This window comes from Myxococcus sp. AM010 (assembly GCF_013372585.1).
Classification (GTDB): Bacteria; Myxococcota; Myxococcia; order Myxococcales; family Myxococcaceae; genus Myxococcus; species Myxococcus vastator.
Window position 1 is genome coordinate 20756 of the sequence record NZ_JABXEO010000013.1, and the last position, 16885, is coordinate 37640.

Genomic DNA, 16885 nt, shown 5'->3' on the forward strand with positions numbered 1-16885 from the left:
GCGTCGTGCTGCTGGCAGGCGTCCTGTCCTTCCGCGCATTGCTTCCCGTGGGGTGTTGCGGCATGACAGCGCGTGGCGGTGGGTTTCGGGCCTACCGCACGGACTGTGAGCGGAGGGGAGTGCGCGACATGGTGTTCGAGATTCTGATTGGCGCCGCGGTGATGACACTCATCACCGTGCTCTTCACCGGGCCCGGCATGTGGAGCTCCACCTGGGGCTACCGGAAGCGGGAGGGCCAGGACGCGCCGAAGTCCCCCGACGAGGAGCGCAAGAAGCCGTAGTCCCCCCGCGCCCAGCGTCACTGGCAGATGCCGGGGCAGTCCGTCGCCCCCGAGCCAGGCGAGCATGCATCCAGCGGGTCATCCACGCACCGCGTCCCCGCCGACACGCAGTCGCCGTAGAACCCACCGCAGCATCCGACGTACCCCTGGGGCACGTCGCACGGCGTCGCGAAGCTCCGGCACTCGGCGTCGCCCGAGGCGGGCCTGGCGAACACCCGCACCTGTGTGCAGGCCTCGCCGTCAGCGTCGGAGCCTCCGCTGCAAGCCGTGAGCAGCAGCGGGGTCATGATTGCGAGCGCGGCCTTCATTCGTCGGTCCATGTCCGCTATCTGGCCAGGACTGGCGCGCGCGTCCAGTCCCCCGCACCGGAGGTGTCGGGGGATGAAACGTGGGGCGCGCGTCACTCCACCAGCAGCCGCTTCACCGGTGCGGGGTCCACCGCGACCATCAGCGGCCGGGTGAAGTTGCTGAACGACACCAGCGCCTGCCCGGGTGCCAGCCGCGACACCCGGCTCCAGAGGCTCTCGTCGATGCTGCCCACCGACTTCTGCATGCGGGCGATGACGGAGCTGTCGGCGATCTTGTGGATGACGAAGTTGTTGATGAGCCCCAGCACCTCGTTGGGCAGGTGCTGCGGAAGCTGGGTGACGAAGACGAGCCCCATCCACCGCTTGCGGCCCCGCTTGGCGATCTTCGCCACCTGCTCGAAGAGCACGGGCATCTGGGCGATGCGGCTGGCGGAGAGGAATTCGTGGGCCTCTTCGATGATGATGAGGACCGGCGTGACGGCGGAGTTCGTCGCCCGGGCCCGCTGGTATCGCGCTTCCTGCGCGTCCTGGAGGCCTCGCAGGATGTCGGCGATGACCAGGTTGTTGAGCTGCGGCGAGTCCGTGTCCGACAGGTCGATGACGGAGACCCGGCCGGGCTTGAGCATGGACTCGTAGGCCACGCCCTGCGCATTGCTGACGTCGAAGATGCCCAGGCGCTTGAGTCCCCGCAGCTTGCTGGACAGGGTCCTCCAGCTCACCGAGTGACGGCTCGGGTTGGCCCTGACTCGGCCGATGACATTGCCGAAGTCGCTCTTGAACTCAGTCTGGAGGACGACGCCGCGGGTGCGCGGCTTGGGCGCGTCCTCGGCCTCTTCGTCATGCTCGTCGCTCTCTTCGACGGAGCCTCCCTGCTTCCGGGCCGGCGTCCGGGACTTCTTCTCAGGTGCCTCCGTCTTCCCTTCATTGCTGAGGCTGTAGATGTACGCGCTGACCACGTCCAGTACGTGGTCGATGGTCATGTGCGGATAACCCGTCGTCAACTCATCCACTTCCAGGGCCTTGCCGCGCTCGTCTTCCGTCTTCGGATAGATTTTGAAGTCTTCAAGCAGTTGCTTGGTGACGTCGTAGGCCTTGAGGAATCGCTCCTGCTGTGCGTCTGTCAGGTTGAGAATCTCAGCGAGCGCATAGGGGGACAGGCTGGAGAACTTCAACGAGAAGATGCGACTGTTCCGGTGCTGTTCGTTGAGGCTTTCGCGCCCGATGAGGTGGTGGATGTGGAGATCCTTGACGCCCTCGGCCCGTTGGCCGCGCCGCTTCAGCGCCTCGAGCATGGCGGCCTGGTCCGTGGGCTTGTCAACGTGCGTGTATTCCCCCTCCACATCGAAGACGATGGTGGCGATGCCTTCCAGCTGCGCCCGGTGGATGAGCGTGGCGACCGTGGTCGACTTGCCTCCACCTGTCGTACCGATGATGCCCGTGTGGCGCGGGAGGATGGACTTGTCGCGGGGATTGAGCCGGGCCTCCATCTTCTCGTAGCCCACGACGAGCCCCAGGCACAGGTCTCCGCTGGTGCCCAGCACTCGCGTGCTCTCCGCCTCGTCGAGCAGGAAGACGGGGCTCTGCGGGCGGGGCCGGAAGCGGGGCGGCTTCAACGTCCCATCGACTTCTTCGCCGACAATCTCTATCTCCGCGCGCCCGTGATAGTCGAAGGTGTACGCCAGCTTCTTGCCATGCGTGACGACACCAATGGCCATGGTGGAGTTGGCGGGCACGGCGTTGGGTTCCGCGAAGGGCCCTCGCACCACCACGCCGAGATAGGCGCGCTGGTCCTCCCGGGATTTCACCCGGACCAAGGTCTGGGAGGCGAGCTGGTGCAGGTCTTCGCGCGTCAGCAGGACGGTGATGAGGTTGTCCTGGCTGGCCGACACGTCGAAGTGGGTGAAGCCGACCGCCGTTTCCAACTCGGGGTCCAACTGGGCGTTGGCCTTGACCTGCTGCTTGAGCGCGTCCAACGCCTGGAGGGTCTCCGCCGGCGTCTGCTGGAAGGCTCCGTCGGAGGCCGGTGCGGGGATGGGGGCCCTGCCATTCATTGCCGGCGCGGCCTGGCCGGGCGTGGCCCGTGGCTGGCCACTCATGCCGACGGAGGGCCGGGCTGCGCCAGGGTTGGGGCTGGATGCGGTGGAGGCGAGTGGCACCTTCCCCGAGCCATTTCCAGGGCGGGCACCTGCTGGGAGCGGGCTCGGCGTGGCGCGTGTCGCCTGCGCCGCGGAAGCGGGTCTGCCATTGGGCGGCGCCGACCCCGGCCGCCCGGAGGCCATGCTGGCGGGCCCGTTGCCGTGGGCCGTGCCCCGGTCACCTGCTGGCTCCTGACCCGGTGCGGGCCTGCCTGCCGCTTGCGCGGAGTGGGACGGTGGTCCCCGGAACTTCCCTGCCTCGGAAGAGCGCTGCCCCCTGCCGTCATCAGCCATTCTCATTCTCCTCCTGCCTGCTACCTGCTCTTGATCCGGTCGGTGAAGTACTCAAGGTGGGCTCCCGCCTGGGCGTAGGCGTCGTGGACCAGTCCCAGGAAGCCGTCCTCGCCGTAGGCGCTGCGGCACGCGGTCTCCGCCACGTCGAGGAGCATCGGGAAGCCTCTCTCCGGGCGGAGGATGCTGTCGGCCAGGGCCACTCGCACCGCGAAGTCGACATGTGCCCTGTGCGCGTAGAAGGCGCGCGGCGGCGTGCGTTCGGACGCACGGAACACGCCACACACGATGTCCGGGCAGCACTCCTCCACGAAGGACTGCGCCAGCCGTGAGTTGTCGCCCTCGTACTCCCACCGGTTGACGACACGCTCGCCGAAGCGCTCCAGGGTTTCGATGATGGCGTACTCTCCCGCCCGGAGCGCGTGGCCCAGCGTCAGGAAGCCGCGCTCCTCCATCTCGCTGGTGACGAAGACGAACTTCTGGTGTCGCTGAACGAGTTGCCGGAGCACCTTCAGGGATGCCACCAGCAGGCTTCGGTAGCCGGAGCCGGATAGCAGCTCGAAGGCGCAGGGATTGCCGTGCCCGATACGCCACTCCGCGCTGGCTTTCTCCACCAGGACGGCCCTTTCGGCATAGGTCCGGATGCCACGCCGGGCCAGCTTCGACAGCGTGTCCTGGCGAGGGCCCGCGGAGCGGCGCGTCCGGCTGAAGATGCAGTCCAGCGCGTCCTGCACGGGGCTGGCGCTCTGCTGGGCCATCTCCTTGCGGAACAGACGTTGGGAGAAGGTGCCCGACGTGCCTCCGTAGCCCACCAGGGCGATGCCCAATTGGGTGATGCCCAGCGGCAGGCTCTCATGGTTGGTCGTGCTGCCATGGACGGCCTCGACCTTTCCCGTGAAGAGCAGGCCGTTGTGGATGATCTCCAGCTCCTCCGCAGTGGTCTGGTAGACGCCGGCCTTCTTCGGCGCTCCGGGCCGGTTGGCGATGAGTGGGAAGACCTCACTGCGGATGATGGTCCGCGCGCGTCCTTCCTTGTCGACGGCGCCAGCAATCTCAGACCGGAACCGGTCCATGACGCCCTCGATGTCGAGCCCCTGGGACCAGGTGTCGAGGTCGAGTGTCGCGCTCAGGTCCTCGCCAAAGGCTTTGCGGAAGTCGTCGTCGCCCACGAGCTCTGCGTCGCCCTCGAAGGGGAAACCACCAGCCATGCCTGCCTCCCTGCTTCACCGATGAAATTCGACCACTGAACCCGCCTGGAGCCGCTCACGGCGCGTGAGCATCCGGGCATAGGTCCGCGCTTGTGACAAAGGCAGCCCGAACCGCGCGGCGAGCCGAGCCGGACCTCGCTCCACCTCCGACTCCTTGAGGAACGGATACGCGACGTCGGCGGGCGCCAGCAGCTCGAACGCGAGCCGGTCCGCGCGCCACTCCGCGTGGGCCACGCTGCCGGACTGGATGATGCCCTCTGCGTCCCGGTCCATCAGCTTCACCTGGATGCCAATGGGGAGCTGGTCCAGCGCCAGCGCGAGCTGCTCCGCGAGGGTAGGGGGGCGCATCGCGTCGAGCACCGCCATGAACGACGCGCCATACTTCTTGAGCACACGCGCGCGCGGCATCATGTGGTCGAGCACGAAGTGGGAGACCTCGTGCGCCAGGGTGAAGCGCTGGTCGTCTTCACTGTCATTGCTGTCGCGAAACAGCATGCCGTGGCCCTTGTTGGCCACCATGCAGCCACGGAACCGGCGAGGCGTCGCGGGGACCGAATGGTCGATTCGCATTCGGGTGAGCCAGCTCGCGACAGCCGCGGACGTCAGCCCTTTCAGGACCACCATCGTCACGACCTGGGACAACGCCCTTCCGGCGTCACGCGCGAGGTCCCGGGGGAACGACGTGGGAGGCGGGAGCCCGCATGCCGCCACCGCCTCCCTCAACCAGGGTTCAGTCATGTCTGGGGCTCGTCGTCCCGCTCGCGGTCCTGGGCCGCCATCAGCACTCCACCCTGTTGCGCCGAGCCGTCCGCGGAAGACTCCTGGAAGACCTCCACCACCTTCAACCGTCCCAGCACCTGGAGCAGCAGGTAGTCATCCACGCCGTGCCGCTCCGCGATAGCGGTCGTCTGCTCGTTGAAGTGCTCGCCCTCCGGACGGCGGCACAACGCCAGCCAGTTCAGCGTCTCCACCGAGCAGCCCAGTTCCTTGGCCAGCCCCTCTTCGGACATGCCTTCGAGCTGTCGGTACTTGTCGAACGCATGGCCCAACATCCAGGCTTCGCTCTTGCTGCGCCGGGCCGCCAGCTCAAGCCATTCAGGATTCGTCATCAGAATCCTCCTTTCCAATGCGCGCCAATCGCTTCATGAGCCGGTCCCGGTGCCGCTTCACCTCGCGCTGCTGCTCCACCTTCGGCAAGGCGCCAAGTCCGAGCACCTTCCCCAGTTCGGGAGTGCTGTTCTCGCCCTGGAGTACGAGCCCCAGGAGCTTGCGCTCCTCCGTGCGGAAGTTGATTTGCTCGAGCTTCTTCACGGCGAGGCTGGCCTCCACGGATAGCTCCATGACCTCTTTCGGAGCCGGCGCGCGAAGTGCGAATACCCCGCCAAATTTCTCTTCTCTCCGGACTCGTGCCTGGCTGGAGCGCTGCCGGTCCATGGCTCGTCGCTTGGCCGTATGCGTCAAGTATGTGGACAGCTTGGCGCGTTGGCGGTCATAGCGCAGGGGGGCGCGCAGGTAGTCGAGCACCGCATCAACCGCCGAATCGTAGGCCTCGTCGCCTTGGCAGCTCAGCTCATACCGCAGGACTCTCAGGATGGGGTCCATGAACACCCGGAACACATCCTGTGAAGCCAGCGGGTCGTGTTGAATGACCCGCTCGTGCAGCTTCAGCTCCACTTCCCATGTTGGAAAGCTCATCCCCTCACCTCGCCGGGAGACCTGCCCCGTTCTCGGTTTGAATGCGTTGGTGTGTGCTCCTTCGGAACCGATGCCACGAGTTCGACGCAAAGGGCGCTTCGCATTACCGCGCGAGGTTGTCAGTGATTGGGGGGAGTGTCTGTACCTCCCAGGTGGTATGCCCAAAAAGTCAAATAAATGGAAGGGGAGGGGCTGCGGCACGGCGCGCCACCCATGCCCATACCACTGGGGTGGTAAAGACAGCCCCGGGTCCTGATTGCATCCTTCAGGGCGGATGCAGGCGTTGAGTGGCGCCACCCAGGGCGGCTCGGGGGGGACGTTCCGGGGGTGCCACCGACGCGGGGGGCGCCATCAGGCGCGGCAGCGCGCTTCTTCGGGAGACGGGGCAGGGGGCTGCCCGGTTCCGGACGCGGGTGCTGCCGGGGCGAGGTGCTGGCGCCGGGCGGCCTGGAGCATGAGGCCGCCCGGCGTTCAGCGTTCGGCGCGAGGTGGAGGTGCGATCAATCCCCACCTCGGTGAAGCGTCTCAGCAGCCCAGGTTGGCGCCTGGGCTCACGCCCAGCATGCTGGTGAAGCGCTGATAGTTGTCGATGCGGCTCTGCACCTGGCCCGGGTTGCCACCGTTGCACTCCAGCGAGCCATTGATGGTGCGGATGGTTTCTCCGAAGCCGCGGCCGTCGACCATGGCGCGGTGCGCGGACATGGTTCCAGCGCCGGCCTGCGTGGTCCAGAACCAGAACGCGGAGCGCCACGCGGCGTTGGGGTCCTGGGCCAGCAGGTCCGGGTTGGTGTGGAGCGGCAGCCCCAGCGCGGTGCCCGCGGCGCAGTAGTTGCCGTTCCAGGACAGCTGGATGGGCCCACGTCCGTAGTACTTCTTGCCAGCGACGCAGTTGCAGCCCGGCGGGCCCCATGAGCCGCAGTAGTCACCGCGGTTGATTTCCTCGACGTACACGTAGTGCCCCGTCTCATGGGCCGTGTTGGCGAAGAAGGCCGCCACCTCGCGCTTGCGCGTCTCCAGCGAGCCCGTGTTGGCGAAGGCCGGGAAGCTGTTCGCGGCGGCGATGAGGCTGCTGTACGTGTAGAAGGGGTTCCGGTTCGGGAACATGGCGTTGAACGTGGACTCGCTCAGGATGGCCGCCAGGCCCGTGCCGGGGTTGCCTCCGCCTCCGTCGACGCGGTCAAACGTCCAGCGCTGGTTCGTGCGCTGCTCGTAGGGGTACTGCACCAGCTCCGTGCCGTTGGCCGTGCTGCCCCAGTACACGTCAATGGCCATGTCCGTGTGGCGCGCGCGGATGCTGAACTCGCTGCCCACCTCCTTCACGAAGCGGAACTGCTGGTTCGCTCCGCCGCCATAGCTCCACTGGTGGACCAGCGCGTTCGCCGCGGTGCTGACCTCCTTGATGTCCAGCGCCTTGTTGCTGTTCACGTTGATGATGCTGAAGTAGCCCCCGGACGTGGGCGTGACCCGGAAGCGCTGCGCGTTGGTGCCGTTGCAGTCCCATTGCTGCACCTTGGCGCCGTCCGCCGTGCTCGACGAGGCGACGTCGATGCACTTGCTCGTCATCACCGAACGGATGACGTAGGTGCCTTCGGTGATGGTGTCGACGATGGCGGCGGCTTCCACCTGGCCCACCGGTTCGAGGGCGGCGGGCGCTGGCTCGGCGCCACCACAGCCTCCCAGGGCGCTCAGGCCCCCACAGATTCCCAGCAGCGCCAGACTGCGTGACACGAACTTGCCGGACATGCTTGTGCTCCTTGCGGTCGAGGGGTTCTCGGGCGCTCCACGCCTGGGGCGGGCGGAGGCCTTGGCTCCGGGGGACCGGAGCCGCAAGGACTGTACGGCAAGCCGTAAAGCATGAATAACTAGACAAAGACGCGGGGCGCGAAGCGTTGAGCAGCGGACGCGCCGCGGCGGCTCAGGCTTGCGGTTGCGCGGCGGGGACGGCCTGGGGCAGCAGCGCGTCCGGGAGCTCGTCTTCCACGCCGCGCACGCGCGGAGAGGACCAGGTCAGCACGACGCTGCCCGCCAGCATGATGCCCAGGACGACGTAGAGCAGGGCGATGCCGCGGCCCGGACCGGTGCCCAGCACCTGGCCGAAGGTGCTGGCCAGGGCGCCGTCCCGCGCCATCCAGGGGTCGAAGAGCTGGTCCGTCAACGGGCCCGCGAGCAGCGCCGCGATGGGCGGGGCAATCAGGGCGAGCATCCGGCGCGTGGAGAACACGCGCCCCTGGATTGGGGGCGGCACCTTGCTCTGCCAGATGGCCTGCGAGCAGCCCATGGCCACCGGGGCGGTGAACATGAACACGAAGGCGGCGCACGCGACGACGAACACGCTGGCGGGGAGCGCCGCGGCCAGCAAGGCCAGGCCCGCGACGAGCTCCGCGCCCAGCACGCCGAAGATGCGCCGCTTCGGGCCTCCCCAGACGCCCATGGTGATTCCGCCCGCCACCATGCCGACGCCGGAGCAGGACACCACCAGGCCCAGCGTCGCCGGATCCGTGAAGCTCAGCACCAACGGGGTGATGAGCACCGTCACCAGCACGGAGACTAGGTTGACGGCGGAGCTGAAGGCCAGCAGGCCCAGCAGGCCGGGGCGCTCACGGATGAAGCGCCAGCCCAGGGCGATGTCCGTCCACAGCGACTTGCGGGCCTCGAGCTGGCCGGCCTCCTGTTCGGGCTGGGGGATGCGCACGCTCAGCAGCGTGGCCAACGCGAAGAGGAAGGTCGCCAGGTCGATGAGCAGCACGCCTTGCAAGCCAATGTTCACCACCAGCACGCCCGCCATCGCGGGGCCCAGGAGCTGGCCCGCGCTCATGGCCAGCTCCACCATGCCGTTGGCCCGGCCCAGGTTCTGCTTGGAGACCAGCAGGGGCGTGGTCGTGGAGAAGGCCAGGATGCGGAAGGTGCTGAAGGCGGCGCTCAGCGCCAGGGGCGGATAGAAGTGCCAGTTTTGAAGGGCCCACAGCCCGGCGCGATCCGCCGCGACCAGGCACCACATCAACCCAATGGCCGTCATCGCGCCCAGGTCCGCCAGCAACATCACCCGCTGGCGGTTGCGGCGGTCCACCATGGAGCCCGCGACGGGGGCGAGCAGCACCATCGGGAGGAACCCGAAGAAGGACGCCAGCGAGTACTCCGTGACGGAGTCGCTGTTCTGGTAGACGAAGACGCCCACCGAGAACTGGGTGAGCCCCGTCCCCAGCGACGAGACGAGCTGACCCAACCAGATGAGACTGAAGACCCGGGCAGGGTGTGTGACGACGTTCCTGCTTGAGAATGCCATGCCGTCAGCGGGCCTTCCGCGGACGTGTGCCGCTCGGTGTCAGATGCATCGCTAGAGTCTTCGTGAGCACGGCCAGGACGTCCATCCGGATGCCGCGTTCTTTTTATCGGGAACCGCCATCACTGTAATAATCGTTCTTATCGTTTATATGGACAAGCTGGCAACGGCGGTGGCACAAGCTGCGCTGTATCGAGGGGGCGGGCTCAAGCGTGGTGCGAGCGTGCTCCCTCTTCCGGGCGAAGCGGCATGCTGTCTCGGGGAGCCTTGGCCGGAAGCTGTCTACCGGGGGTTCTCCGTGCGCAGTCGGGTGTCGTGGCCGCGTATCAGCCCGGTCCGTGTCCAGCGCAGGAGAAGACATGACCGAGCACATCGAGCCGCGAGCTCACCGTTTCCCCACCCTGGTGGACGTGTTGTGTCAACGCGCCGAGTCCCAAGGCGACGCGCTGCTGTATCGCTTCCTGGAGACAGGAGACGTGGACGGCCCGGTGGAGGAGTGGACCTACCGGCGGCTGGACTCACGGGCGCGGTCGCTGGGGGCTCGGCTGCGCGCCCTGGGCGCGCAGGGAGAGCGGGCGCTGCTGCTCTACCCGCCAGGCCTGGAGTTCGTCGCGGGCTTCATGGGCTGTTTGTATGGCGGCGTCATCGCCGTGCCCTGTTATCCGCCGGACCCCACGCGGTTGGACCGCACGCTGCCCCGCCTTCGCGCCATCGCCCGGGACTGTGGCGCGCGCTACGTGCTCACGACGAGCACCATCCAGGAGATGGCGGAGTTCCTCACGCCGCAGGCGCCCGAGCTGGGGGAGCTGCAGTGGATTGCCAGTGACGCGGTGCCGGAGTCCGAGGCCACGGACTGGAAGCGCCCGGACCTGACGTCCGAGTCGCTGGCCTTCCTGCAATACACGTCGGGGTCCACGGGCAACCCGAAGGGCGTCAAGGTCAGCCACGCCAACATCCTCCACAACGAGTCGTTGATTACACGCGGCTTCGGGTTGCAGGAGGAGCGCTCGGTGGGCGTGGGCTGGTTGCCCATGTTCCATGACATGGGGCTCATCGGAAAGGTGTTGCAGCCGCTCTACCTGGGCTTCCCGTGCGTGCTGATGTCTCCCATCGCGTTCCTTCAGCGGCCCCTGCGCTGGCTGGAGGCCGTCTCCCACTTCAAGGGGACGTGCAGCGGTGGACCCAACTTCGCGTATGACCTGTGCGCGCGAAAGGCCCGCGCCGAGGACGTGGCCCGCCTGGACTTGAGCCACTGGGACCTGGCCTTCAACGGCGCGGAGCCCGTGCGGCGCGAGACGATGGAGCGCTTCGCGGAGACGTTCGCGCCCGCCGGCTTCCGGCGCGAGGCCTTCTATCCCTGCTACGGCCTTGCCGAGGCGACGCTCATCGTCAGCGGCGGCGTGAAGGGGACGCCCTGCGTGCAGGAGCGCTACGACACCCGCTCGCTGGAGCTGGGACGGGCGAATCCGTCGTCGGACGCGGAGGAGGGACCCACGGCGCGCACGCTGGTGTCCTCCGGTCAGGGCGCGCAGGGCCTGCGGCTGCTCATCGTGGACCCGGAGACGCGGGTGCCCCGGGCCGCGCACGAGGTGGGCGAGGTCTGGGTGTCCGGCCCCAGCGTGGCGGGCGGATATTGGGACCGCCCGGAGGAGACGGCGCATGCCTTCGGCGCGCGGCTCGCCAGCGGCGAGGGGCCCTTCCTCCGCACCGGTGACCTGGCCTTCCTGTCGCCGGCGGGCGAGCTCTTCATCACCGGCCGCCTCAAGGACCTGCTCATCGTCCGGGGCCGGAACCTGTATCCGCAGGACCTGGAGCTGACCGCGGAGCGCGCGCACCGCGCGGTGCGTCCCGGCTGCAGCGCCGCCTTCTCCGTGGAAGTGGAGGGGGAGGAGCGGCTGGTGGTGGTCTCCGAGGTGGACGTGCGCGAGGGCTTCGACGGCGCGGCGGTGGTGGGCGCCCTGCGCCGCGCGCTCGCGGACGAGCACCAGGTGCATGCGCAGACGGTGGTGCTGCTACAGGCCCGGAGCATTCCGAAGACGTCGAGCGGGAAGATTCAGCGCCGCGCCTGCCGTGAGGGCTTCCTGGCGGGCACGCTGGAGGTGGTGGAGGTGTCGGGCGAGGAGGCCGCTTTGGCGCCGGAGGCCGCGTCTTCCGCGCCGACCGCGCCCCTTCGCGAGCGCCTGGCCCTGGCGGCCGAGGAGGCCCGTCCCGCGCTGCTGGTGGACTTCCTCCGCGTGGAGGCCGCGCGGGTGCTGCGCACGGCGCCCGCGTCCCTGGCGCCGGACACGTCGCTGGCCAGCCTGGGCCTCGACTCGCTGATGGCGCTGGAACTGCACGGCCGGCTGGAAGAGGAGCTCGGTGTGTCGCTGCCCGTGGCCTTCCTCTGGCAGCACCCGACGCTGGGGGCCGCCGCCGCGCACCTGGTGGACGCGTGGAAGGGCTCCGCCGCGGCCGCCGCGCCGCCGCTGAAGGCCGGCTCGCTGGAGGGAGAGTTGCCGCTGTCTCCCGGCCAGCAGCGCCTGTGGTTCCTGGACCGGCTGGTGCCGCAGAGCGCGCTGTACAACGTCCACTTCCAGCTCCGGCTCTCCGGCGCGCTGGACGTGCCCGCGCTGGAGCGTGCGCTGCAAGGGCTCCTGTCGCGTCACGCGGTGCTTCGCGCGGCCTTCCCGGAAGTGGAGGGCCAGCCGCGCCAGCTCCTGCCGCCCGCGCGTCCGTTGGACGTGGCCCGCGAGGACCTGCGGGCGCTGTCCGCCGCCGACCGCGAGGCGCGGCTCAATCAACTGGCGCGGGCCCAGGGTGAGGCGCCCTTCAACCTGTCGGAGGACCTGCTGGTACGCGCGGCGCTGGTGGCGCTGGAGGACCAGGAGCACGTGCTCCTGATGACCCAGCACCACATCGTCACGGACGGCTGGTCCATTGGCGTGCTGGCCCGGGAGCTGGCCGCGCTGTACCGCGCGGAGGTGGCCGGCGCCGCCGCGCCGCTGGGCGCGCCCGCCTTGCAGTACGTGGACTACGCGCGCTGGCAGCGCGGGCTGGACGGCGCGCTGGATGGGCCGCGCGCCTACTGGGCGCGGAAGCTTCAGAACCTGCCGCGCCTGGAGCTGCCAACGGACTTCCCGCGTCCCCGGGAGCCGGGCTTCCGCGGCGCGCTCCACCGCTTCGCGCTGCCGGCCGAGCTGGTGGACTCGCTCAAGGCGGTGGGCCGGAGCGAGGGCTGCACCTTCTTCGTCACGCTCGCGGCGGCCTGGGCGGCGCTGCTGCACCGCTACAGCGGCCAGGACGACTTCGGCCTGGGCACCATCTTCGCGCAGCGGGACCGGGCCGAGCTGCGGGACGTGGTGGGGTTCTTCGCCAGCACGCTGGTGCTCCGCGCGGACGTGTCCGGCGCGCCTCGCTTCCGGGAGCTGCTGGGCCGCATGCGGCACACGTTCCATGAGGCCCTGGCACACGCGGACCTGCCCTTCGAGGAGGTGGTGGGCGCGTCGCGCGCGGTCCGTGGCGGCGACAACCCGCTGTTCCAGGCGAACCTGGTGCTGGAGAGCCTGCCGCCGGTGGACCTGGACGTGCCGGGCATGCAGTGGCGCCCGGTGCTGCCCGTGCCGGACGGCGCCGTGGAGGGCACGGCGAAGTTCGACCTGCAGCTCGCCGTCGTGGAGACGCCGCGGGGGCTGGAGGGCGCGCTGGAGTACCGCTCGGACCTCTTCTCGGCCGAGACGATGGCGCGGCTGGCGGGACACCTGGAGGCGCTGCTGCGGGGCATCGTCGCTGCGCCGGACGCGCGCGTGGAGGACCTGCCGCTGCTCGACGAGGCGGAGCGCCGCTCGCTGCTGGAGACCTGGAACGACTTCACGGCGCCGCTCTCCCAGGCGCCGTCGCATTGCATCCACGCGCAGTTCCGTGAGCAGGCCGCCCGCACGCCCGACGCGGTGGCGGTGGCCGCCGAGGATGGGACGCTCACCTACGCGGAGCTGGCGGGCCGTGCATCCGCGCTGGCCTTGCACCTGCGCGGCCTGGGCGTGGGCCCCGAGGTGCGCGTGGGCCTGTGCGCCGAGCGCTCGGCGGAGATGGTGGTGGGGATGCTCGGCATCCTCGAGGCCGGTGGTGCCTACGTGCCCCTGGACCCGGACTATCCCCGGGAGCGGCTCACGTACATGCTGGAGGACTCGGGCGCGCGCGTGCTTGTCACGCAGTCCCACCTGGCGGGGACGCTGCCCGTGGCCGGCCTGCACACCGTGCTGCTGGACACGGCGGAGCCCTACGCCGCGGCGCCCGCGTCACCGCTGGCACTGGAGACCACGCCCGGCAACGCGGCGTATGTCATCTACACCTCGGGCTCCACGGGCCGACCCAAGGGCGTGGTGGTGCCGCACGGGGGCGTGGCCAACTTCTTCGCGGCCATGGACGTGCGCGTGGGGCACTCGCCCGCGGGGGCCTGGCTGGCCGTCACCAGCATCTCCTTCGACATCTCCGTCCTGGAGTTGCTGTGGACGCTCACGCGCGGCTTCAAGGTGGTGGTGCAAGGGGAGGGGGCCTCGCTCAAGGCTCCAGCTCGCGCCTCGGGGGCCCGGAAGCGCCCCATGGACTTCAGCCTGTTCTATTTCGCGGACGACGCGGAGGCGTCGCGCGGGGAGAGCAGCTACCGGCTGTTGCTGGAGGGCGCGAAGTTCGCCGACGCCCACGGCTTCGCGGCGGTGTGGACGCCGGAGCGCCACTTCCATGCCTTCGGCGGCCTGTACCCCAACCCCTCCGTGGTGGGCGCGGCCGTCGCCACCGTCACGAAGCGCGTGGCCATCCGCGCGGGCAGCGTGGTGCTTCCGCTCCACCATCCGGTGCGCGTGGCGGAGGAGTGGTCCCTGGTGGACAACCTGTCCGGCGGGCGCGTGGGCATCTCCGTCGCCTCCGGCTGGCACGCCAATGACTTCGTCTTCGCGCCGGAGAAGTACGAGAAGCGGCGCGAGCTGATGATGGAGGGCATCGACACCGTGCGCCGGCTGTGGCGCGGGGAGACGGTGCGCTTCCCGGGCGGCGGCGGCGCCCAGGTGGACGTGAAGCTGCGCCCCCGGCCCGTGCAGGCGGAGCTGCCTGTGTGGCTCACCGCCGCGGGCAACCCGGAGACGTTCATCACCGCGGGCCGGCTGGGGTGCAACATCCTCACGCACCTGCTGGGGCAGACGTGGGAGGACCTGGAGAAGAAGCTGTCCCTCTACCGTCAGGCCTGGCGAGACGCGGGCCACGCGGGCGAGGGCCACGTCACCCTCATGCTGCACACCTTCATCGGCGAGGACATGGCGAAGGTGCGCGCGGTGGTGGAGCAGCCCTTCCGCAACTACCTCAAGAGCTCGGCCGACCTGATGCGGGGCCTGGGGAGCACGCTGGGCATCGACATGGATTCGGCCACGGAGGCGGACCTGGACCGGCTCGCCGGCCACGCCTTCGACCGCTACTTCGAGACGAGCGGCCTGTTCGGCACGCCGCGCTCGGTGCGAGAGCGCATCGGGCAGCTTCAGGCCCTGGGCGTGGACGAGGTGGGGTGCCTCATCGACTTCGGCATCCCCGCCGACACGGTGCTGGCCAGCCTGCCGCTGCTGGACGAGGTGCGGCAGCGCTGCGTGCGGGACAGCCGCCGCGCGGGCACGGCGAAGACGATTCCCGAGCAGCTCCGCGAGCACGGCGTGACGCACCTGCAGTGCACGCCGTCCCTGGCGCGCGCGCTGCTGTCGGAGCCCGAGTCCGTCGAGGCGCTGGGCGGCCTGCGCCGGCTGATGGTGGGCGGCGAGGCCCTGCCGGGCGCGCTGGCCGCGTCCCTGCGCGAGGCGCTGCCGGAGTCCGCCGAGCTGCTCAACATGTACGGCCCCACGGAGACGACCATCTGGTCCTCCACGGCGCGCGTGGCCACGGAGGAGACAGCGGCGGTCGTCTCCATCGGCACGCCGCTGCTGCGCACGAGCTTGTACGTCCTGGATGCACGGCTACAGCCGGCGCCGGTGGGCGTGGCGGGTGAGCTGTACATCGGCGGCGCGGGCGTGGTGCGCGGCTACCTGGGTCGACCCGAGCTGACGGCGGAGCGCTTCATTCCGGATGCCTGGGCGCGCGAGCCCGGGGCCCGGCTGTACCGCACGGGTGACCGCGCGCGGTGGCGGCCCGACGGCACCATGGAGTTCCTCGGCCGCGTGGATTACCAGCTCAAGGTGCGTGGCTTCCGCATCGAGGCGGGGGAAATCGAGGCGGCGCTCACCGCCCAGCCCGTGGTGCGCGAGGCGGTGGTGGTGGCGCGCGAGGACGTGCCCGGCGACGTGCGGCTCGTGGCCTACGTGGTGCCCGCGCAGGGCACGGCGGTGGACGCGGCCACGCTGCGCGACGCCCTGGCGCAGCGGCTGCCGGAGCACATGGTCCCCTCGCTCGTCATGGAGCTGCCGGCGCTCCCGCTGACGCCCAATGGCAAGGTGGACCGCAAGGCCCTGCCCGCGCCCAGCGTGGCGCGCGCCGCGAAGGCGGCCTTCGTGGCGCCGCAGGGGCAGTTGGAGGAGCAGATTGCCCAGGTGTGGCGCAGCGTCCTCCGCGTGGAGTCGGTGGGCGTGCACGACAACTTCTTCGACCTGGGCGGCCACTCGCTGCTGATGGTGCAGGTGCACACACAGCTCAAGTCGGTGCTGGGGCAGGAGCTCCCCCTGCTGAAGCTGCTGGAGCACCCCACCATCAGCACCCTGGCGCGCTTCGCCCGGCAGGAGCCCGCGGCGGCGCAGTCCCAGGTGGAGGCCGCGCAGGACCGGGCCAGGCGGCAGTTGGAGAGCCTCAAGCGTCAGCGTCAGCGCGGCAGGAAGTAGCGGCGCGAGGAGCGCGCGGACTACCCGCGCGTTTCAGTCAGCGCCAGCCGGATGGCGCGTGCCACGGGCGAGGCGTCATCCTCCTGCCCCTGAACCGCGAAGGGGGCGCGGGACAGCAGCGGCGGCTGGGCCATGAAGCGCGGCCGGGCTCCCCGGTGCGGCTGGGCGGAATGGACCAGGAAGGGGTGGCACAGGTACACGGTGCCGGCCTCTCCCGTGGCGAGCGTGAGCGGCCGGTGGGCCGACACGCCCAGCTTCCCGGCGAGCGCCATGAACGTCAGCCCAGCGTCTCCCTCGGGGGCCAGCACGCGGGCGATGTCCCGGTGGGAGCCCACGCGGATGCGGGTGGGGGCGTCGTCCTCGCCCACGTCGGAGAAGAGGAAGAGCATCAGCAGGGCGCGGCCTTTCGAGGCCACGTTCACCCGCCAGGAGAAAAACGAACCCGGGTCGTCACCTGGGAAGCTGGCGTCGACATGCCAGCCGTCGTCTCCGGGCGCGTCCGGGCTGGGGAAGCGGACGGGGAAGGTGCCCAGGCTGCCTCGGGGGAGCCAGCGTCCGGGCCCCACCAACTGGTCGAACGCGCCTCGCAGCCGGGGGGTGTTCGCCGCCTGCCGGAAGGGCTCCTGCGCATAGTCCCCAAGCCGGATGACCGGCTGCTTCCAGGTGGCCGGATTGTCCGGAGCACAGCCTGTGTCGCGCCAGAGCAGCTCGCGGCACGTATCCGCCAGCTCGCGGGGGAAGGCCTGGTCCAGTCGGACGAATCCACTCTCGATAAATTGCGCCACTTCCCTAGGGGAAAGTTCCACTCGGGTTGCCTCCTCGCGGTCCAGGCCCGTGGACGTCCGGCAGCGGATTCCCTGACA

Annotated in this window: 11 protein-coding genes; 2 read left to right on the forward strand and 9 right to left on the reverse strand. The window is 69.6% G+C overall.

The annotated features are described in order from the left end of the window. Positions 1–128 precede the first annotated feature (128 nt). Positions 129–281 carry a hypothetical protein gene (locus tag HV826_RS09570; RefSeq protein ID WP_176409876.1) on the forward strand — a complete coding sequence of 51 codons (153 nt, stop codon included), beginning with the start codon at positions 129–131 and terminating at the stop codon, positions 279–281. 17 nt (positions 282–298) lie between these two features. Here HV826_RS09570 and HV826_RS09575 read toward each other — a convergent pair whose 3' ends face one another. From HV826_RS09575 to HV826_RS09610, 8 genes are all read right to left on the reverse strand, one after another. Further along, positions 299–601 carry a hypothetical protein gene (locus tag HV826_RS09575; RefSeq protein WP_176416695.1) on the reverse strand — a complete coding sequence of 101 codons (303 nt, stop codon included), beginning with the start codon at positions 599–601 and terminating at the stop codon, positions 299–301. A gap of 80 nt (positions 602–681) precedes the next feature. Then, a complete protein-coding gene (locus HV826_RS09580) occupies positions 682–2640 on the reverse strand; it encodes an ATP-binding protein (protein ID WP_407938388.1) in 1959 nt (652 codons plus the stop codon). 398 nt (positions 2641–3038) lie between these two features. Then, on the reverse strand, positions 3039–4223 hold the full coding sequence (locus HV826_RS09585) for a hypothetical protein (RefSeq protein WP_176416697.1): 1185 nt from the start codon (positions 4221–4223) through the stop codon (positions 3039–3041). Positions 4224–4238: 15 nt separating this feature from the next. After that, positions 4239–4793 carry an ImmA/IrrE family metallo-endopeptidase gene (locus HV826_RS09590; protein WP_255217128.1) on the reverse strand — a complete coding sequence of 185 codons (555 nt, stop codon included), beginning with the start codon at positions 4791–4793 and terminating at the stop codon, positions 4239–4241. A 164-nt stretch (positions 4794–4957) separates the two neighbouring features. Continuing rightward, positions 4958–5332, reverse strand: a complete 375-nt coding sequence (locus HV826_RS09595) for a hypothetical protein (protein ID WP_176416699.1) — start codon at positions 5330–5332, stop codon at positions 4958–4960. Continuing rightward, a complete protein-coding gene (locus tag HV826_RS09600) occupies positions 5319–5897 on the reverse strand; it encodes a sigma-70 family RNA polymerase sigma factor (RefSeq protein WP_176416700.1) in 579 nt (192 codons plus the stop codon). Before HV826_RS09600 ends, HV826_RS09595 begins: the two co-directional genes overlap by 14 nt. 546 nt (positions 5898–6443) lie before the next feature. Then, a complete protein-coding gene (locus HV826_RS09605) occupies positions 6444–7661 on the reverse strand; it encodes a glycoside hydrolase family 19 protein (protein ID WP_176416701.1) in 1218 nt (405 codons plus the stop codon). Positions 7662–7833: 172 nt separating this feature from the next. Continuing rightward, a complete protein-coding gene (locus HV826_RS09610) occupies positions 7834–9201 on the reverse strand; it encodes an MFS transporter (RefSeq protein ID WP_176416702.1) in 1368 nt (455 codons plus the stop codon). 356 nt (positions 9202–9557) lie between these two features. On the opposite strand from HV826_RS09610, the gene HV826_RS09615 reads away from it, so the two are divergent. Beyond that, the gene (locus HV826_RS09615) at positions 9558–16022 is read left to right on the forward strand and encodes a MupA/Atu3671 family FMN-dependent luciferase-like monooxygenase (RefSeq protein ID WP_176416703.1); all 6465 of its coding nucleotides are present in this window, start codon (positions 9558–9560) and stop codon (positions 16020–16022) included. 20 nt (positions 16023–16042) lie between these two features. Here HV826_RS09615 and HV826_RS09620 read toward each other — a convergent pair whose 3' ends face one another. After that, positions 16043–16828 carry a phytanoyl-CoA dioxygenase family protein gene (locus HV826_RS09620; protein WP_176416704.1) on the reverse strand — a complete coding sequence of 262 codons (786 nt, stop codon included), beginning with the start codon at positions 16826–16828 and terminating at the stop codon, positions 16043–16045. Positions 16829–16885: the final 57 nt, after the last annotated feature.